A 20234-nucleotide genomic window follows, 5' to 3' on the forward strand; every position below is an offset into this window, starting at 1 on the left:
AGACTAAGGATCCAAACCATGAGCCAGCAAGTCATTATTTTCGATACGACCTTACGTGATGGCGAACAAGCGTTACAGGCAAGCCTGAGTGTCAAAGAGAAGCTGCAGATCGCTCTGGCCCTTGAGCGTATGGGGGTCGACGTAATGGAAGTCGGTTTCCCGGTCTCTTCCCCGGGCGATTTTGAATCGGTGCAAAGCATCGCACGCACCATCAAAAACAGCCGTGTTTGCGCTCTGGCGCGCTGCGTTGAGAAAGATATCGATGTGGCAGCAGAATCCTTAAAGGTGGCTGAAGCTTTCCGCATCCATACCTTTATTGCGACCTCGCCGATGCATATCGCCACCAAACTGCGCAGCACGCTGGATGAAGTGATTGAGCGCGCGATCTATATGGTGAAGCGGGCGCGCAACTACACTGACGATGTCGAATTCTCCTGTGAAGACGCCGGCCGCACGCCGATTGCCGATCTGGCTCGCGTCGTGGAAGCGGCGATCAACGCTGGCGCCACCACCATTAATATCCCGGACACCGTCGGCTACACCATGCCGTTCGAATACGCCAACATTATCAGCGGCCTGTATGATCGCGTGCCGAATATCGACAAAGCGATTATTTCCGTCCACACCCATGATGACCTGGGCATCGCCGTCGGTAACGCCCTCGCCGCGGTCCACGCCGGTGCGCGCCAGGTAGAAGGCGCGATGAACGGTATCGGCGAACGCGCTGGCAACTGTGCGCTGGAAGAAGTGATCATGGCGATCAAAGTGCGCAAAGACATCATGAACGTGCACACCAACATTAATCATCATGAAATCTGGCGCACCAGCCAGACCGTCAGCCAGATCTGCAACATGCCGATCCCGGCCAACAAAGCCATCGTCGGCACCGGCGCCTTCGCCCACTCCTCCGGCATCCACCAGGACGGCGTACTGAAGAACCGCGAAAACTACGAAATCATGACTCCGGAATCCATCGGCCTGAACCAGGTACAGCTGAACCTGACTTCCCGCTCCGGTCGCGCGGCGGTGAAACACCGGATGGAAGAGATGGGTTACCAGGAGAGCGATTACAACCTGGATCATCTGTACGACGCGTTCCTGAAGCTGGCGGACAAAAAAGGCCAGGTCTTCGATTACGATCTGGAAGCGCTGGCGTTTATCAACAAGCAGCAGGAAGAGCCGGAGCATTTCCGCCTGGACTACTTCAGCGTCCAGTCTGGCTCCAGCGATATCGCCACTGCTTCAATCAAGCTGGTCTGCGGGGATGAAATCAAAACCGAAGCCGCTAATGGCAACGGTCCGGTCGACGCCATCTACCAGGCTATTAACCGCGTGACAAACTACAACATTGATTTAGTGAAGTATGGCTTAAGTGCGAAAGGCCACGGCAAAGACGCCCTGGGCCAGGTGGATATCGTCGTTGACTACAACGGCCGCCGTTTCCACGGTGTTGGTCTGGCCACAGATATCGTTGAGTCGTCAGCAAAAGCCATGGTTCACGTGCTGAACAACATCTGGCGCGCCGCCGAAGTCGAAAAAGAATTGCAACGCAAAGCTCAGAATAAAGAGAACAATAAGGAAACCGTGTAATGTCGAAGAATTACCATATTGCCGTTTTGCCGGGTGATGGCATTGGCCCGGAAGTGATGAACCAGGCGATGAAAGTACTGGAAGCCGTGCGCCAACGTTTTGCCATGCACATTACCACCAGCCAGTATGACGTCGGTGGGGCGGCTATTGACCGTCAGGGGACTCCCCTGCCGCAGGCGACCGTCGCCGGATGCGAACAGGCGGATGCGATCCTGTTCGGCTCCGTCGGTGGTCCGAAATGGGAACACCTGCCGCCCGCCGAGCAGCCAGAGCGCGGTGCGCTGCTGCCGCTGCGTAAGCACTTCAAACTGTTCAGCAACCTGCGTCCGGCCAAACTGTACCAGGGGCTGGAGGAGTTCTGCCCGCTGCGCGCCGACATCGCTGCCAACGGCTTCGACATTCTCTGCGTTCGCGAACTGACCGGCGGCATCTACTTCGGCCAGCCAAAAGGCCGCGAAGGCAGCGGTCAGCATGAGAAAGCCTTTGATACCGAGGTGTATCACCGCTTTGAAATCGAACGTATCGCGCGCATCGCTTTTGAATCCGCTCGTAAGCGTCGTCACAAAGTGACCTCCATCGATAAGGCCAACGTCCTGCAGTCGTCCATTCTGTGGCGCGAAATCGTCACCGAGATCGGCAAGGAGTATCCGGACGTTGAGCTGGCGCATATGTATATCGATAACGCCACCATGCAACTGATTAAAGATCCGTCCCAGTTCGACGTGCTGCTGTGCTCCAACCTGTTTGGCGACATCCTCTCCGACGAGTGCGCGATGATCACCGGCTCTATGGGCATGTTGCCGTCCGCCAGCCTCAACGAGCAAGGTTTTGGCCTGTATGAACCAGCGGGCGGCTCGGCGCCGGACATCGCGGGCAAAAATATCGCTAACCCGATCGCGCAGATCCTCTCTCTGGCCCTGCTGCTGCGCTACAGCCTCGACGCTGACGAAGCGGCGACCGCCATTGAGAGCGCCATCAACCGTGCCTTAGAGGAAGGGGTTCGTACCGGCGACCTGGCGCGCGGAACGGCGGCGGTCAGTACTGATGAAATGGGCGATATCATTGCCCGCTATGTCGCAGAAGGGGTGTAATCATGGCGAAGACGTTATACGAAAAATTATTTGATGCGCACGTAGTGTATGAGGCGCAGAACGAAACCCCGCTGCTGTACATCGACCGCCATCTGGTGCACGAAGTGACCTCCCCGCAGGCGTTTGACGGCCTGCGCGCGCATGGCCGCCAGGTGCGCCAGCCGGGTAAAACCTTCGCGACCATGGATCACAACGTCTCGACGCAGACCAAAGATATCAACGCGTCCGGCGAGATGGCCCGTATCCAGATGCAGGAGCTGATTAAGAACTGTAAAGAGTTTGGCGTTGAGCTGTATGACTTAAATCACCCATACCAGGGTATCGTCCACGTCATGGGCCCGGAGCAGGGCGTCACCCTGCCGGGGATGACCATTGTTTGCGGTGACTCCCATACCGCCACCCACGGCGCGTTCGGGGCGCTGGCGTTCGGTATCGGCACCTCCGAAGTGGAGCATGTGCTGGCGACCCAGACCCTGAAACAGGGCCGCGCGAAGACCATGAAAATCGACGTGCAAGGCAAAGCGGCGCCGGGTATTACCGCTAAAGATATCGTGCTGGCCATCATTGGTAAAACCGGTAGCGCCGGCGGCACCGGCCATGTGGTTGAGTTCTGCGGCGAAGCGATCCGCGATCTGAGCATGGAAGGGCGTATGACCCTGTGCAACATGGCGATCGAGATGGGCGCCAAAGCGGGCCTGGTCGCGCCGGACGAAACCACCTTCAATTACGTACGCGGCCGTCTGCATGCGCCGAAAGGCAAAGATTTTGACGATGCCGTCGCGTACTGGAAAACCCTGAAAACCGACGATGGCGCGACGTTTGATACCGTGGTGACGCTGCAGGCGGCGGAGATTGCCCCGCAGGTGACCTGGGGCACCAACCCGGGCCAGGTGATCTCAGTGACGGATAATATCCCCGATCCGGCGTCATTCAGCGATCCAGTGGAACGCGCCAGCGCCGAAAAAGCGCTGGCCTACATGGGCCTGAAATCCGGGATCCCGCTGACGGATGTGGCTATCGATAAAGTGTTTATCGGCTCCTGCACCAACTCGCGAATCGAAGATTTACGCGCCGCGGCGGAAATCGCTAAAGGGCGTAAAGTGGCGCCGGGTGTCCAGGCGCTGGTGGTGCCGGGTTCCGGTCCGGTGAAAGCGCAGGCGGAAGCGGAAGGCCTGGATAAGATCTTCATCGAAGCCGGCTTTGAGTGGCGCTTACCGGGTTGCTCGATGTGTCTGGCAATGAACAATGACCGCCTGAATCCGGGCGAGCGCTGTGCCTCCACCAGCAACCGTAATTTTGAAGGCCGTCAGGGCCGCGGCGGACGCACGCACCTGGTGAGCCCGGCAATGGCCGCAGCGGCAGCTGTTACCGGTCATTTCGCCGATATCCGTAATCTGAAGTAAGGAGACCATCATGGCAGAGAAATTTACCCAACATACCGGCCTGGTGGTTCCGCTGGATGCTGCAAACGTCGATACCGACGCGATTATTCCCAAGCAGTTTTTGCAGAAAGTGACTCGCACCGGCTTCGGCGCCCACCTGTTTAACGACTGGCGCTTTCTCGACGATAAAGGCCAGCAGCCGAACCCGGATTTTGTGCTGAATTTCCCGCAATACAAAGGGGCGTCAATCCTGCTGGCACGTGAAAACTTCGGCTGCGGCTCCTCGCGCGAGCACGCGCCGTGGGCGTTGACCGATTACGGCTTTAAGGTCGTGATTGCGCCAAGCTTTGCCGATATCTTTTACGGCAACAGCTTCAATAACCAGCTGCTGCCGGTGACCCTGAGCGACGAGCAGGTCGACGAGCTGTTCAAGCTGGTGCAGGCCAACCCGGGCATGACGTTTGAAGTGGATCTGGAAGCGCAGGTGGTTAAAGCTGGGGATAAAACCTACAGCTTTAAGATCGACGACTTCCGCCGCCACTGTATGCTCAACGGCCTGGATAGCATCGGCCTGACGCTGCAGCACGGAGAGGCGATTTCCGACTATGAACGCAAGCTGCCGGCGTTTATGAATTAACCTTCGGGCCCGGTCATTTGACCGGGCTTTTTAATTTTATCGCGGCGGAAATTGCGATCTCACGCACAAAAACCAATATTGATTCGCTGATTGTCAGGCCTTGACCCCACCCTGCCCCACACCATAAAGAAGAATCATTCCGCTTTCCTTCTCTTCCTCTTCGTTGTTTATGTATTATCCCTTCACTGCAAGTAAAAATAAGGCACGAGTGTTTAATATAAAAATATAAGAATGTGAAAGAAGCGTTAATCTCATAGAGAACCCCTATAGCTCAGAACAAAAAAAAACATTATTTTTCGATTTTTCCCCTCGCTATCTTTGCCCACAGAGAAATATTAACTAAGGACACGCCCGGGCCCCCGCATATCGGCCTCCCGGCCTCCTGTGGAGAGAAGAGATGAGCCACTATCCGCACCTTTTCAGTCCGTTGACCATCAACGGCATGACGCTAAAAAACCGCATTATCATGCCCCCTATGGGCACCAATATGGCCACGCTCAACGGCGAGGTGTCGCAGGAACAGCTGGAATACTATGAACTGCGGGCCAAAGGCGGCACCGGACTTATCACCATCGAAAACATCTGTATTGATTTTCCCTTTGCTTCCAACGGCACCACGCAGTTACGCATCGATAACGATCAATATATTCCGCGGCTGTTTAAATTAACCGAGACCCTGCATAAACATGGCGCCTGCGTATCCATTCAGTTAAATCATGCTGGCGCTTCGGCGTACGCCTACCGCCTTGACGGTCAGACGCCACTCTCTTCCTCCACGACGCCCTCGAAAAAGCACGGAAATATTCCACGCCCAATGACGCATGAGGAAATTTATCATGCCGTTGAAAAGTTTGGTGATGCCGCGGAGCGCGTTCGTCGTGCGGGTTTTGACAGCGTCGAAATTCATGCCGGTCATTCCTATTTAATTAGCCAGTTTTTATCGCCGTTATTTAACAAACGCACCGATGAATTTGGCGGCACCGTCGAAAATCGCACCCGGATATTAAGTCTGATTATCGATAAAGTGCGCGCCTGCGTGGGGCCGCGTTTTCCGGTCAGCCTGCGCATCAGCGCCGACGACTTCCTCAAGGGGGGCAATACCCTCGAAGATTCCCTGCGCATCCTTGAACTCTGCCAGGATAAGGTCGATATCATCAACGTCTCTGCGGCGCAGAATGACAACCTGAATCTGCAAATCGACCAGATGTCGCTGGAGGATGGCTGGAAGCGCTACCTCTCCCGCGCGGTGCGCGATAAATTCCATAAGCCCACGGTCATCGCCGGCAATATTCGCTCACCACAGGTGGCCGAGGATATTCTCGCCAGCGGCGATGCCGACCTTATTGCCATTGGCCGCGGCCTGATTGCCGAGCCGGAGTGGGTGCAGAAGGTGCAAGGCGGTAAAGAGCGCCTGATGCGCAAATGCATCTCCTGCAATATCGGTTGCGCTGACCATCGTATCGCCCGCTCGCGCCCGCTGCGCTGTTCGATTAACCCGGACATCATCCACGGCGATGCCTACAAAATGCGCCGCGTCAGTCGCGAAACGAACGTGGTGGTCATCGGCGCTGGCACCGCCGGGATGGAAGCCGCCTGCACGGCGGCGGAAGTCGGTTGCCATACCTGGCTGCTGGAGGCGAAAAACCACGTCGGCGGCCTCGCCAGCGAAATCTCCCGCCTGCCGGAGAAAAAACGCATCGCTGATTTCCCGCAGTTTATGAAAAATCGCATCGCCTCGCTGGACAACCTGATGCTGCAGGTCGGCAAATGTGCCGACGTGGCCTCAGTTTCCGCCCTACATCCGCATCTGATTGTCAACGCCACCGGCTCAACGCCGCTGCTGCCGCCCATTGAGGGCTTGCGGGAAAACATTGATACCGCGGACGGCAAAGTCTTTTCCATTACCGGCATGATCGACAACCTGGCGAAATTTACCGATATCGAGGGTAAACGTATCGCCGTCGTCGGCGCAGGCGCCGTTGGCCTCGACGTTATCGAATACTTTACGGCGCGCGGCGCGCAGGCGGTATTAATCGAAATGCAGGACGCCGCCGGTCGCGACCTCGACATCATTACCAAAAATGCCATGTTGACCATGCTCGACGAGCACCAGGTCGAACAGCACATGAATACCCAACTGATGGCAGTCGCTGCCGACCATTTCCGGGTGAAAAATACACAGCAAACCTTCGATATCCCCTTTGACTACGGCTTTGTCTGCCTGGGGATGCGCGCCAACCGGACGGGTCTCGACGAGATCGAGCGCTGGGCCAATGCCAATAACGTCAAAATCATGAATATCGGCGACAGCCTGATGGCGCGGCGCATTATCGACGGCATCCGCGAAGGCCGCAACGTGCTGGATACCCTGGAAGACATGGGTGCGCTGGGCAGTCGCGAAGCACAACGAATTCCCTTTCTAACTTATTGAGGATTTTTGTCATGGCAGAACGTATTACTGGACACACTGAGCTGATTGGCCTGATCGCCACCCCGATTCGCCACAGCATGTCACCCACCATGCATAACGAGGCTTTCGCCCATCTCGGGCTGGACTATGTTTATCTGGCTTTTGAAGTCGGTAATCAGGAGCTGAAGGACGTTGTGCAGGGCTTTCGGGCAATGAAGCTGCGCGGCTTTAATGTCTCTATGCCGAACAAAACCGAAATTTGCCAGTATCTCGATAAGCTGTCGCCGGCGGCGCAGCTGGTCGGGGCGGTCAACACCGTGGTCAACGACGATGGCGTACTGACCGGGCATATCACCGACGGCACCGGCTATATGCGCGCCCTTAGCGAAGCGGGTATCGATATCATCGGCAAGAAGATGACCGTCCTCGGCGCCGGCGGCGCGGCGACCGCCCTCTGCGTCCAGGCGGCTCTGGATGGCGTGAAGGCGATCTCCATCTTTAACCGCCGCGATAAATTCTTCGCCAACGCCGAAGAGACGGTAGCTAAGATCCGCAACAACACCAACTGCGAGATCCATCTGTTCGATCTCGACGATCATGACAAGCTGCGCGCCGAAATCGACAGCAGCGTGATCCTGACCAATGCCACCGGCGTTGGCATGAAGCCGTTCGAAGGCCAAATGTTGCTGCCGAACGACAGCTTCCTGCGCCCGGATCTGATCGTCTCTGACGTCGTCTACAACCCGCGTAAAACTCACCTGCTGGAAGTGGCGGAGAAAAAAGGCTGCCGCACCCTGAACGGTCTGGGGATGATGCTGTGGCAAGGCGCGCGCGCGTTCGAAATCTGGACGGGTAAACAGATGCCGGTTGATTACATCAAGAGCATTCTGTTCTAAGAGGCGAATGATGAAAAATAAATACATCCCTACTGCGGCAGGGCTGTATCTCAACTACCTGATTCACGGCATGGGGGTGCTCTTAATCACCCTCAACATGGCCCATCTTCAGGAACAGTGGGGAACAGACGCTGCTGGCGTATCCATCGTTATCTCCTCGTTAGGTATCGGCAAGCTGGCGACCATTGTGACCGGCTTTTTGTCGGATCGCTTTGGCCGTAAGCCTTTTATTTATCTGGGGATCCTCAGCTATCTGATCTTCTTCGTCGGCATCCTGCTGACTAAAAATATCTATCTGGCCTACGTCTTCGGCATTATGGCGGGCCTGGCGAATAGCTTCCTCGACTCCGGAACCTATCCGGCGCTAATGGAGTCTTTCCCGCACTCCGCCAGCCGGGCCAACGTGCTGATCAAAGCCTTCGTTTCCGCCGGACAGTTCCTGCTGCCATTCATTATCAGCTTCCTGATCTGGGCGAATCTGTGGTTCGGCTGGTCGTTCGTCATTGCGGCGGGACTGTTTGTCCTGAGCGGCATCTACCTGCTCAAAATGCCATTCCCGGATAGCCAGTCGGCGAAAAAAGAGGAGGCCCCTACGGCGCAGGCGGAAGCAACTGCCCGGCCGCAGGCTAATAAGCTGGATATGGTGATCTTCACCCTGTACGGCTACATTGGCATGGCAACCTTCTATCTGGTCAGCCAGTGGCTGGCGCAGTACGGTCAATTCGTGGTCGGCCTGCCCTACGCCTCGGCGATTAAACTGCTTAGCATCTATACCGTCGGTTCGCTGGTCTGCGTCTTCGTGACCGCCGCCTTCGTCAAAGAGGTGTTCAGCTCAGCCATCGCCATGATCATCTATACTGGCCTGTCGATGATTTCGCTGCTGCTGGTGTGCCTGTTCCCGACGCCGATGATGGTCACCGGCTTCGCCTTTATCATCGGCTTTGCCGCCGCCGGCGGGGTACTGCAGTTGGGAGCAACAATCATGGCAATGAGTTTCCCGAACGGAAAAGGCAAAGCAACCGGGATCTTCTACACCGCCGGCAGTATCGCCAGCTTCACGATCCCGCTGATCACCGCAAAGCTTTCGCAGATCAGTATTGCCAGCATTATGTGGTTTGATTTTGCAATCGCCGTGATCGGCTTTGTGATCGCCCTGTACATCGGCTATCGTCAACTGCAGGCTCGGGCGGCGCAAAAAGTGTCCCGCACCGCAGTCACCGCCTGAGGTTCAACGCGAACAATAATGGATACCTACATGACAAATGCAGTAACCGTAAAGAACATCACCTTTCAGGAAGGGGAAACCCTCATTTGTGTACCGCTGATCGGCAAAACCCTCGATGAGATACTGGGTAACGCCCATGGTCTGGTCGATGCCGGCGCCGATATTATCGAATGGCGCGTTGACCACTTTACCCAGGTCAGAGACATGACCCAGGTGATGGCCGCGCTGGCGGAAATCCGTGGCGCGCTGAAAGCGCTCCCGCTGCTGTTCACCTTCCGCAGCAAGAAAGAAGGTGGCGAAACCGAGATCAGCGACGAAGCGTACTTCGCGCTCAATCGCGAAGCCGCGCGCAGCGGACTGGTTGATGTTATCGATATCGAGCTATTCAATGATGAAGCGCAGATCCGCGCGCTGGTTGACGATGCGCATGCCGCGGGCGTCAAGGTGATCATGAGTAACCATGATTTCCACAAGACTCCCGCTCAGGAAGATATTATCTATCGCCTGCGCCGCATGCAGGATCTGGGCGCCGACCTGCCGAAGATCGCGGTGATGCCGCAGTCGCCGCAGGACGTTCTGACCTTGCTTGCCGCTACGCTGACCATGAAAGAAAAATATGCCACTCGCCCGCTGATTACCATGTCGATGGGCAAATCCGGTGGCGTTAGCCGGGTTACCGGGCGCTTATTCGGCTCGGCGATGACCTTCGGTACCGTAGGACAGGCTTCTGCGCCAGGACAGATCGCCATCGCCAAACTACGTGAAGTGATGGATATTCTCTCCTGATGCCCGAATGGCCCGGAGGCGATCTCCGGGCCATCCACTAACAGAGATTCTGGCTGTCGTGGATAACCACATTTTTAAATGACTGTAGCGCCGGGGAAAGTAACCGATCTTTCATTGTCGCCAGATAGATATAGCGTGGGGGGATGGTGTTTTTAATCTTCAGGATGTGAACGTTGTAATAGGAGAGCGCGGAGATCCGCGGCATAATCGCGATCCCATAGTCAATACTGACCAGCCCGGCCATCGCGGTATCCTCATCCACGTAGCAGGCGATCTCCGGCACCAGCTTTTGCTGCATAAACACATTATCGATAAACGGACGTAAACCGCTATTCTCTGAAAAATAGATATAGGGATAATGAATCGTCTCTACCAGATCGACCTCATGTTCATACAGGCGGGCCAACGGATGATCCTTCGCCGTGACCACCACCAGCTCCTGCTGAATAACAGGAATAAAATCGATATCCGGCTCATCCGCAATATAAGAGCAAATCGCCAGATCGACTTTGCCAGCTTTCAGCTCCTGCAATAGGGTCAGCGATGTCCCCTGAGTAAAAGAAAAAGTAACGTTGTGACATTCAGGTGAAAGAGAATATTGATTAATTAACTGCGGAACAACATATTCGCCCATCGTGTAAATAAAGGCGATGCGAATATTCTCTTTATTCTCGGCGCCATTTTTTTGTAATGTCATCCGGCCATTCTCCAGCGAGGCCAGCGCATCTTCGACATACGGCAAAAAACGCTTGCCGTTTTGCGTAATTTTAACGTTCCGTCCCTGTCTGGCGAACAGCGCGACCCCTAACTCCTTCTCCAGCTCCGATATCGCATGGCTTAGCGAGGGCTGGGTGATGCACAGACTGGAGGCGGCTTCGGTGTAATGTTCGGTTTCAGACAGACGTTTAAAATAATAAAGTTGCTTTAGGTTCATTATTTTTGCCCGTATAATATAAGAATAAATGCACTGACGCTAATATACCATGCAAGCCACCAATAATGTGCGGGAGCGGGTAAATATCGGCGTTACATCAAATATTCTTTTGTGAAGCGTATGAATGTGCAACAAAGCGTTGCCATTCATAGATACTATCTATAGTTCCTGGAGATGTTTTTGCATGTGCGAATATATGCAAAAATATTTTAAACTTTAAAGGAACTCGCTATGAGTATGTCAAACTCTCAGGAAGTCCTCACTTCCTCATCGGGGACGAAAAAAAGAAGCCGCGTTCGGATAGTTATTTTACTGCTGTTGTCCGTCGGAACGATGATCAATTATCTCGATCGCACCATCCTGGGTATTGTCGCCCCACAATTAACCCAGGAAATTCATATCGATCCAGCGATGATGGGCATCATTTTCTCCGCCTTTGCCTGGACCTATGCGCTGGCGCAGATCCCTGGCGGGGTATTTTTAGACCGTTTTGGTAACAAGCTCACCTATGCCCTGTCTATTTTCTTCTGGTCGCTGTTTACTCTGCTGCAAAGTTTTACCCTCGGGCTGAAAACCCTGCTCCTCCTGCGCCTGGGGCTTGGCGTCAGCGAAGCGCCCTGCTTTCCGGCCAACAGCCGCATCGTCAGCACCTGGTTTCCCCAGCATGAGCGCGCGCGGGCGACGGCAACATATACAGTTGGCGAATATATAGGGCTGGCCGCTTTCTCGCCGCTGTTATTTTTAATCCTCGAACACCATGGCTGGAGAACGCTGTTTTTTCTCACCGGCGGATTAGGTATTTTATTTACGTTGGTGTGGTGGCGTTTTTATCACGAACCGCATGAATCACGCACGGCTAATAAAGCAGAATTGGATTACATCGGCGCAAACAACATTAACAATAAAATCCAGAACGTTCCATTTAACTGGCGTGACGCCAGGCGTCTGCTGGGCTGTCGTCAGATCGTAGGCGCCAGTCTGGGCCAGTTCGCCGGGAACACCACGCTGGTGTTTTTCCTGACGTGGTTTCCCAGCTATCTTGCCAACGAGCGCCATCTTCCCTGGCTTCACGTCGGATTTTTCGCCACCTGGCCCTTCCTCGCCGCCGCGATCGGCATCCTCTTCGGCGGCTGGATCTCGGACCGGTTGCTGAAGCGAACCGGCTCCGTCAACATCAGTCGAAAGTTACCAATAATTTCCGGTTTACTACTGTCCAGCTGTATTATTGCGGCGAACTGGGTAAGCGCTAACAGCACCGTTATCATTATTATGTCGGTGGCATTTTTTGGCCAGGGGATGGTCGGTCTGGGCTGGACCTTAATTTCTGATATTGCCCCGGAAAATATGGCAGGCCTCACCGGCGGCATATTTAATTTTTGCGCCAATATGGCATCTATTATTGCGCCACTGATAATTGGTGTGGTTATCTCCGCAACGGGTAATTTCTTTTACGCGCTGATCTACGTCGGCCTGACGGCGCTGATCGGCGTGATTGCCTACATTTTTATCATCGGCGATATCAAGCGTATCGTCCTGGAGTAGTCAGCTTGCCCCGGCGACGCGGCTCGCCGGGGCAAGGCAGATTGTCAGATATCCTTCACCCTGCTGGTCAAAAACAGTGTCACCAGCGAAATCGCGGCGATTGTCCAGTAGACGCTGGCGTGGCCATAACTTTGCGACAGCGCCCCCTGCATCACGCCGGCGAGGATCACGCCGGTGGAAATACTGTTGGTGAACAGGGTGGTCGCCGCCCCCGCCCGGCCCGGCATTAAATCCTGGAACCACAGCATACCGATCCCGGCGATAATACCGATAAAGACCGCGTTAAATAGCTGCAGGGCCAGCAGCGCCGTACGGCCATGAAACAGAATCAACCCGGCATAAAACAGCACACCGGCCGCGACCGCCGCCACCATCATTTTACGTTTACCAAAGCGCTTCACGTAGTAGCCGGCGAGGATCATCGCCGGTATTTCCAGTCCGGCGGCGGTGCCCATCAGGATCCCGGCAAGGCTGTCGGGAAGACCGAGATCGTTACTGATCCACAGCGGCATATCAATGATATACATCGTGTTGCAGGTCCACATCAGCGTGGAGGCGATAAACAGCATGCGCACGTTCTTATCCTGCCAGCCGCCGGCCTGCACCAGCGCCGCCGCCTCTTCCGAAGGCTGCTCCACCCGCGGGACCGAGGGCAGTTTAATGGCAATCAGCGCCAGGCTAATGACAAAGATGCCCGCCGCAATGGAAAACATGGTGGTAAAGCCATAATTGAGGGCCAGCATAAAGGCCAGAGGCGGGCCAATCACCCACGCCAGCGACAGCTGGGCGCGCATGATCGAGCTGAACATCACCACTTCCCGCGCCGAGCTGTCGGCATACTCCCGGGCCAGGGCGAAGAGCTGCGGCATGGCGGCATTGGCGATGGACGCCAGCATCACCCCGCAGGTAATTAACGTCAGGTAGTGACGGTTGAAGGCAAACAGCAGCGCATTGCCCACCGCCATCAGGCAGCAGAGCATAATTAACCGCCGCCGATCGCCGCGGCTATCAGAGCGCTTAGCCAACGCCAGACTCACCAGGATCCCGGCAATGGCATTTACCGTGTAGAACAGGCCCACCCAGAACGGCTGCGCCCCTACTTCGCGGCTGAGAAACAAACTCAACGTCGGCGCCTGCAACGCGCCCGCCACGCCCATCATAAAAGCAACCAGCATAAAGGCGGCATACACGCCGTTTAGCCGTCGTCCCATCGTCATCAACCACAGCATGGAATGTCCTTAACACACGCGAAGTAAACGAAAAAAGCCAGCAGAGGATTTCTGCTGGCGGGTGATTCTATACTCTATGGGTTCCATGTTGCAGGACAAAACGGTTAACCGTTTTGCACAGCGCTTGTGCTGGCCCTGAAAGGGTGAGCGTGGCCAGAACGTCAGACCCTGAGCGCATCGACAGCGAAACGAGCGGTCGCGGCCAACGCCCCTGCAGCGTGAAAAACGACGAGTATAACACCAATACTCAGTCACACATGATGTCTGCAAGTCAATGATCAGAGGCCTTTGACGTCACTCCCCACTGCATCAGTTCTCCCAGGATTTCCTGTTGTCGTCCTGCCATCAGGCGGGCCAGCCAGGACGCATCCTGCGTCGCAGAAAAATAGCGCTGGTAGAACGATTTTGCGGTAGACCTCATCATATTCACCTCCTCGCTTCATCGGGATTCATTATTGGCTTAATATGGGGAGTAATAAATTGCTGAGTTTTGCGCAGGAGTTCCCCTTTTATGTCTTCCAGCCGTCTGCAACAACAGTTCATCCGCTTATGGCAGTGCTGCGACGGCAAGTCGCAGGAGACCACCCTCAACGAGCTGGCGGAAATGCTGAGCTGCTCGCGTCGCCATATGCGCACCCTGCTCAATATGATGGAGTCCCGCGGCTGGCTGGCCTGGGAGGCGGAGGCAGGCCGCGGCAAGCGTTCGCGGCTAACCTTTCTCTATACCGGCCTCGCCCTGCAGCAGCAGCGTGCCGAAGATCTCCTCGAGCAGGATCGCATCGATCAGCTGGTGCAGCTGGTCGGCGATAAGGCCGCCGTCCGCCAGATGCTGATCTCTCATCTTGGCCGCAGCTTTCGCCAGGGACGCCATATCCTGCGCGTGCTCTACTACCGTCCGATGAAGAATTTACTGCCCGGCAGTGCGCTGCGGCGTTCGGAAACGCATATTGCCCGGCAAATTTTCAGCGCCCTGACGCGGGTAAATGAGGAAAATGGGGAACTGGAAGCCGATATTGCCCACCATTGGCAGCAGCTGACCCCCACCCACTGGCGCTTTTTCCTCCGCCCGGGCATCCATTTTCACCACGGCCGTGAGCTGGAGATGGCGGATGTGATCGCCTCTCTGCAGCGCAGCAATGCCCTGCCGCTCTATTCACATATCGAACGCATCGAATCGCCCACCGCCTGGACCCTGGATATTCATCTGCGCCAGCCCGACCGCTGGCTGCCCTGGCTGCTGGGTCAGGTGCCGGCGATGGTGCTGCCGCAGGAGTGGCAGACCATGAACCACTTTTCCTCCATGCCGGTCGGCACCGGCCCTTATGCCGTGGTGCGTAACAATCAGAACCAGCTCAAGATCCATGCCTTTGAAGACTATTTTGGCTACCGGGCGCTGATCGATGAGGTGAACGTCTGGGTGCTGCCGGAAATTAGTGAAGAGCCCAATGGCGGCCTGACGCTGCAGGGCAATACCGAAAGCGAAAAAGCGGTGGAGAGTCGCCTGGAAGAGGGCTGCTATTACCTGCTGTTCGACTCGCGAAGCCCGCTGGGGGCCAACGACGCGGTGCGTCGCTGGTTAAGCTATCTGTTTCAGCCCGCCAACCTGCTCTACCATGCGGGCGAACACTACCAGGGCAACTGGTTTCCCGCCTACGGCCTGCTGCCGCGCTGGCATCACGCCAGCAACCACGCCTGCGAGAAGCCGGCGGGGCTGGAGACCGTCACCCTCACCTATTACCGCGATCACGTCGAACATCGGGTGATCGGCGGGATTATGCGCGACCTGCTGGCAGCGCATCAGGTAAAACTGGAGATCCAGGAGCTGGAGTACGATGCCTGGCATCGCGGCGAGGTGGTCAGCGATATCTGGCTCAACAGCGTTAACTTCACTTTACCGATCGAATTCTCACTCTTCGCCTATCTGTACGAAGTCCCGCTCATTCAGCGCTGCATCCCCATTGACTGGCAGGCAGACGCCTGCCGCTGGCGCGCGGGAGAGTTTAATCCGGCCACCTGGAGCCAGCGGCTGCTGGCCGGGCAACATATCGTGCCGCTGATCCACCACTGGCTGATGATTCAGGGGCAGCGCAGTATGCGCGGCGTACGGATGAACACCCTCGGCTGGTTCGACTTTAAATCCGCGTGGTTTGCGCCGCCGGAGCCGTAAGCGCTTTCCGTCATCTGACAAAATCATTACACTAAGGCCGTTCTCAACGGGGTGCTAATAAACATACGCAATATCATTCAAGTTGCATCAAGGCAGCAAGCGGGTGAATCCCCTGGAGCATAGATAACTATGTGACAGGGGTGAACGCGCGAAGCTAACGCAGATGCGGCTTGAAGGATGAAGCGTATGGGCTGAGAAAATACCCGTCGAACCTGATCCGGATAACGCCGGCGAAGGGATTTGAGGCTCACTCAAAATCCTTTGCCACCCCTTTTTTCTGAGGTGCAAAGTGTTGAAAAAATTACTCCCGCTGCTGGCGCTGGTCGCCATGCCCGCTCTGGCTAAGCCTGTCCTCACCGTCTATACCTATGACTCCTTCTCTGCCGACTGGGGCCCCGGCCCGGCGGTCAAAAAAGCCTTTGAAGCGGACTGCGGCTGCGAACTGAAGTTCGTCGCCCTGGAAGATGGCGTTTCGCTACTGAATCGCCTGCGCATGGAAGGCAAGAACAGCAAGGCCGACATCGTGCTTGGCCTGGATAACAACCTGCTGGAAGCCGCGGCGCAGAGTAAACTGTTCGCCAAAAGCCACGTACCTGCCAGCGCGGTCAGCGTGCCAGGCGGATGGGATAATGACACCTTTGTCCCCTACGATTACGGCTATTTCGCCTTCGTCTATGACAAAAATAAACTGGCTAACCCGCCGAAAAGCCTGAAAGAGCTGGTTGAGAGCCCGCAGAAATGGCGCGTCATCTACGAAGATCCCCGCACCAGTACCCCGGGGCTGGGCCTGCTGCTGTGGATGCAAAAGGTCTATGGCGATAAAGCGCCCGAGGCCTGGCAGAAGCTGGCGGCGAAAACGGTCACCGTCACCAAGGGCTGGAGTGAAGCCTACGGTCTGTTCCTGAAAGGGGAAAGCGACCTGGTCTTAAGCTACACCACCTCGCCGGCTTACCACATTATTGAAGAGAAGAAAGACAACTATGCGGCGGCGAGCTTCGCCGAAGGCCATTATCTGCAGGTCGAAGTTGCCGCGCGTACCGCCGCCAGCAAGCAGCCGGAACTGGCGGAGAAGTTCCTCAAATTTATGGTCTCGCCTGGCTTCCAGAACGCCATCCCCACCGGGAACTGGATGTATCCGGTGACTCAGGTCGCGCTGCCGGCCGGGTTTGATACCCTGGTGAAGCCGCAGACCACCCTGGCGTTTACCCCGCAGCAGGTCGCCAGCGAGCGTCAGACCTGGATTAGCGCATGGCAACGCGCCGTCAGCCGCTAAACCTTCGCGGGCTATTGCCGGGCCTTTTTGCCGCCACCCTGCTCTGCGCCGTCGCGCTGGCGGCGTTTCTGGCGCTGTGGTTTAGCGCCCCCGGCGCGGGCTGGCAATCGGTCTTCAGCGATAGCTACCTGTGGCACGTGGTGCGCTTCTCCTTCTGGCAGGCGTCGCTGTCAGCGCTGTTCTCGGTGGTGCCGGCCATCTTTCTCGCCCGCGCCCTTTACCGGCGTCGCTTCCCGGGCCGCACACTGCTGCTGCGCCTGTGCGCGATGACCCTAATCCTGCCGGTGCTGGTGGCGGTGTTCGGCATCCTCAGCGTCTATGGCCGCCAGGGGTGGATCGCCGCGCTGTTCCACGCGCTCGGCTGGCAGTGGGATTTCTCGCCCTACGGTCTGCAGGGCATCCTGCTGGCGCACGTCTTTTTCAATATGCCGATGGCCACCCGCCTGCTGCTGCAGGCGCTGGAGAGTATCCCTGGTGAACAGCGGCAAATTGCCGCCCAGCTTGGCATGCGCGGTTATGCCTTCTTCCGCCTCGTCGAATGGCCGTGGATGCGCCGGCACATTCCCGCCGTCGCTGCGCTGATTTTTATGCTCTGCTTCGCCAGCTTCGCCACCGTGCTGTCGCTGGGCGGCGGCCCGAAGGCCACCACAATTGAGCTGGCTATCTACCAGGCGCTGAGCTTTGACTACGATCCGGCGCGCGCGGCAATGCTGGCGTTGATCCAGATGCTTTGCTGCCTGGGGCTGGTGCTGCTCAGCCAGCGCCTCAGTAAAGCGGTGGCTATCGGCGTCAGCCATGTCCGCGGCTGGCGCGACCCTGACGATCGTCTGCACAGCCGCCTGAGCGACGGACTCTTGATCGGCGCCGCCCTGCTGCTGCTGCTCCCGCCGCTGCTGGCGGTCATCGTCGACGGGATCAACCGCAACATGCTGAACGTGCTGGCGCAGCCGGCGCTCTGGCAGGCATTGAGTACCTCTCTGCGCATCGCCATCGCCGCCGGGCTGTTGAGCGTAACCCTGACGATGATGCTGCTGTGGAGCAGCCGGGAGCTGCGCGCCCGCCAGCGGCCGCTGGCCGGGCAGGCGATGGAGCTGAGCGGCATGTTAATCCTTGCCATGCCGGGGATTGTGCTGGCCACTGGCTTTTTTCTGCTGCTCAGTAACAGCGTCGGACTGCCGGAGTCCGCCGACGGCATCGTCATCTTCACCAATGCCCTGATGGCGATCCCCTACGCGCTTAAAGTGCTGGAAAACCCGATGCGCGACGTGACCGCTCGCTACAGTATGCTGTGCCAGTCGCTGGGTATTGAAGGCTTCACGCGGCTGCGGGTGGTTGAGCTTCGCGCCCTCCGGCGCCCGCTGGCCCAGGCGCTCGCCTTTGCCTGCGTGCTGTCGATTGGTGACTTCGGCGTGGTGGCCCTGTTCGGCAACGAGGCGTTCCGCACCCTGCCTTTCTATCTCTACCAGCAGATAGGCGCCTACCGCAGCCAGGACGGCGCCGTCACCGCCCTGCTCCTGCTGCTGCTCTGTTTCTTATTATTTACGCTGATTGAAAAACTTCCGGGGCGTGATGCTAAAACTCAATGATGTGACCTGGCTGTACCAGCATCTGCCGATGCGTTTTACCCTTGACGTCGCGCGCGGCGAGCGCATCGCGGTGCTCGGCCCCAGCGGCGCCGGAAAGAGCACCCTGCTGAATCTGATCGCCGGTTTTCTACCGCCCGCCAGCGGCAGCCTGCGGATCAATGGCGAGGCGCATAACGCGACGCCGCCGGCGCAGCGTCCGGTCTCGATGCTGTTCCAGGAGAATAACCTGTTTAACCATCTCACGGTTCGGCAGAATATCAGCCTCGGGATCCACCCGGGCCTGAAACTGAGCCGCGAGCAGCAGGCGCAGGTGGCGGCAATGGCCGGACAGATGGGAATTGATGCGCTGCTGGAACGCCTGCCGGGCGAGCTTTCCGGCGGTCAGCGGCAGCGCGCGGCGCTGGCCCGCTGTCTGGTGCGCCAGCAGCCGGTGCTGTTACTGGATGAACCCTTCTCAGCGCTTGACCCGGCGCTGCGTCAGGAAATGCTGTCCCTGGTCGCCGATGTCTGCGAGCAGCAGCAGCTCACTCTGCTGATGGTCTCCCACAGCGTGGAAGATGCCGCGCGCATCGCGCCGCGCTCGATAGTGGTCGCCGAAGGGCGGATTGTCTGGGATGGCGCCACCGCCGAGCTGTTAAGCGGCAACAGCAGCGCCTCACATCTGATGGGCATCAGCGCGCAATAACCTTGTGCAGGATCGCCAGATAGACCGGCATCAGCGGATGGCGGCAGACCAGAGTCAGCGCCGTCGCGGCGACCACCACCATCAGCGGTGACAGCCACAGTAGTCGGCCGCGCGGCAGCCAGCGGGTCAGGCGATCGCCTGAGGTTTTCGCGCTCCGCCACAGCCGCCAGCACAGCCACCCTGCCAGCCAGGCCAGCAGCGCCGCCCCCAACAGCAGCCATTTAAAGCTGGCGCTGTTTTCATCGGCCGGAATATCAATCGCCGCCCCGGCGAGAATGCCGGGCAGGAAATAGAGCGGCGGCCAGAGCAGGCAGCCGATAATATTCGGTAGCACAAACTTCGCCACCGGCAGATCGAGCATCCCGGCGACCATCGGCACCAGCGGTCGCGTCGGCCCAACAAAGCGGCCGATCAGAATGGTGATCATGCTGTGCTGATGCAACGCATGCTCGGTCTTCTCCAACAGGGCACGGTTTTTCTTCATAAACGACCAGCGGTGCAGCGGCTTTTTAAAGCGCCAGCCGAGCCAGAATGAGATCCAGTCGCCCAGCAGACAGCCGACAATCCCCGCCAGCCACGCCTGCCAGAAGTTAACCTCACCGCTGCCGATAAGCGCCCCAAGGCCGGCCATCATCACCGTTCCGGGTAAGATAAGCCCCACCAGCGCCAGCGACTCGAGAAAGGCCACCAGCATCACGGCTAACAACGAGTAGACCGTGGATTGGGTGATAAAGTGTTCCAGCAATGCTTGCATAATGTACCCGGTTAAAAAACGAAGCCCGGATTCTCCGGAGCCATCGC

Annotated in this window: 17 protein-coding genes; 13 read left to right on the forward strand and 4 right to left on the reverse strand. The window is 57.1% G+C overall.

The window, feature by feature from the left end; translation table 11 throughout:
* The first annotated feature begins 18 nt into the window (after nt 1-18).
* The 8 genes from leuA to aroD all read left to right on the forward strand — a co-directional run bounded on the left by leuA (nt 19) and on the right by aroD (nt 10017).
* Nucleotides 19-1590: a 2-isopropylmalate synthase gene (gene leuA, locus AC3EMD_RS23265; RefSeq protein ID WP_008807443.1), complete on the forward strand. Its 1572-nt coding sequence runs from the start codon at nt 19-21 to the stop codon at nt 1588-1590.
* Entirely contained in the window at nt 1590-2681 is a 1092-nt protein-coding gene (leuB, locus tag AC3EMD_RS23270; RefSeq protein ID WP_008807444.1) for a 3-isopropylmalate dehydrogenase, read from the forward strand. Before leuA ends, leuB begins: the two co-directional genes overlap by 1 nt.
* A 2-nt stretch (nt 2682-2683) precedes the next feature.
* A complete protein-coding gene (gene leuC / locus AC3EMD_RS23275) occupies nt 2684-4084 on the forward strand; it encodes a 3-isopropylmalate dehydratase large subunit (RefSeq protein ID WP_008807445.1) in 1401 nt (466 codons plus the stop codon).
* 10 nt (nt 4085-4094) lie between these two features.
* A complete protein-coding gene (gene leuD / locus AC3EMD_RS23280; RefSeq protein WP_008807446.1) occupies nt 4095-4700 on the forward strand; it encodes a 3-isopropylmalate dehydratase small subunit in 606 nt (201 codons plus the stop codon).
* 397 nt (nt 4701-5097) lie between these two features.
* The gene (locus AC3EMD_RS23285) at nt 5098-7131 is read left to right on the forward strand and encodes an oxidoreductase (protein ID WP_022066129.1); all 2034 of its coding nucleotides are present in this window, start codon (nt 5098-5100) and stop codon (nt 7129-7131) included.
* A gap of 11 nt (nt 7132-7142) precedes the next feature.
* Nucleotides 7143-8006: a shikimate dehydrogenase gene (locus tag AC3EMD_RS23290; protein ID WP_008807448.1), complete on the forward strand. Its 864-nt coding sequence runs from the start codon at nt 7143-7145 to the stop codon at nt 8004-8006.
* A gap of 10 nt (nt 8007-8016) precedes the next feature.
* On the forward strand, nt 8017-9231 hold the full coding sequence (locus tag AC3EMD_RS23295; protein WP_012542861.1) for an MFS transporter: 1215 nt from the start codon (nt 8017-8019) through the stop codon (nt 9229-9231).
* 30 nt (nt 9232-9261) lie between these two features.
* On the forward strand, nt 9262-10017 hold the full coding sequence (aroD, locus tag AC3EMD_RS23300) for a type I 3-dehydroquinate dehydratase (protein ID WP_012968942.1): 756 nt from the start codon (nt 9262-9264) through the stop codon (nt 10015-10017).
* 37 nt (nt 10018-10054) lie between these two features.
* On the opposite strand, the gene AC3EMD_RS23305 is transcribed toward aroD, so the two are convergent.
* Nucleotides 10055-10951, reverse strand: a complete 897-nt coding sequence (locus AC3EMD_RS23305) for a LysR family transcriptional regulator (protein WP_012542863.1) — start codon at nt 10949-10951, stop codon at nt 10055-10057.
* A 231-nt stretch (nt 10952-11182) separates the two neighbouring features.
* Between AC3EMD_RS23305 and AC3EMD_RS23310 the strand changes: the two genes are divergently transcribed.
* The gene (locus AC3EMD_RS23310) at nt 11183-12493 is read left to right on the forward strand and encodes an MFS transporter (RefSeq protein ID WP_232556236.1); all 1311 of its coding nucleotides are present in this window, start codon (nt 11183-11185) and stop codon (nt 12491-12493) included.
* A gap of 44 nt (nt 12494-12537) precedes the next feature.
* On the opposite strand, the gene AC3EMD_RS23315 is transcribed toward AC3EMD_RS23310, so the two are convergent.
* A complete protein-coding gene (locus AC3EMD_RS23315) occupies nt 12538-13722 on the reverse strand; it encodes a sugar efflux transporter (RefSeq protein WP_008807453.1) in 1185 nt (394 codons plus the stop codon).
* 271 nt (nt 13723-13993) lie between these two features.
* Entirely contained in the window at nt 13994-14146 is a 153-nt protein-coding gene (gene sgrT, locus AC3EMD_RS23320) for a glucose uptake inhibitor SgrT (RefSeq protein ID WP_012542866.1), read from the reverse strand.
* 87 nt (nt 14147-14233) lie between these two features.
* Between sgrT and sgrR the strand changes: the two genes are divergently transcribed.
* The 4 genes from sgrR to thiQ all read left to right on the forward strand — a co-directional run bounded on the left by sgrR (nt 14234) and on the right by thiQ (nt 19433).
* A complete protein-coding gene (gene sgrR / locus AC3EMD_RS23325; RefSeq protein WP_008807454.1) occupies nt 14234-15889 on the forward strand; it encodes an HTH-type transcriptional regulator SgrR in 1656 nt (551 codons plus the stop codon).
* Nucleotides 15890-16178: 289 nt separating this feature from the next.
* Nucleotides 16179-17162, forward strand: coding sequence for a thiamine ABC transporter substrate binding subunit (gene thiB / locus AC3EMD_RS23330; RefSeq protein WP_016160289.1), 984 nt, complete (start codon nt 16179-16181; stop codon nt 17160-17162).
* A complete protein-coding gene (gene thiP / locus AC3EMD_RS23335; protein WP_039102840.1) occupies nt 17138-18748 on the forward strand; it encodes a thiamine/thiamine pyrophosphate ABC transporter permease ThiP in 1611 nt (536 codons plus the stop codon). The genes thiB and thiP overlap by 25 nt, the downstream gene beginning before the upstream one ends.
* Nucleotides 18732-19433, forward strand: a complete 702-nt coding sequence (thiQ, locus tag AC3EMD_RS23340) for a thiamine ABC transporter ATP-binding protein ThiQ (protein WP_023322058.1) — start codon at nt 18732-18734, stop codon at nt 19431-19433. Before thiP ends, thiQ begins: the two co-directional genes overlap by 17 nt.
* Here thiQ and AC3EMD_RS23345 read toward each other — a convergent pair.
* Nucleotides 19420-20187 carry a DedA family protein gene (locus AC3EMD_RS23345; RefSeq protein WP_008807458.1) on the reverse strand — a complete coding sequence of 256 codons (768 nt, stop codon included), beginning with the start codon at nt 20185-20187 and terminating at the stop codon, nt 19420-19422. The two genes, thiQ and AC3EMD_RS23345, sit on opposite strands and share 14 nt — an antisense overlap.
* Nucleotides 20188-20234 lie beyond the last annotated feature (47 nt).

It is taken from the genome of Klebsiella sp. PK18 (genome assembly GCF_057784655.1).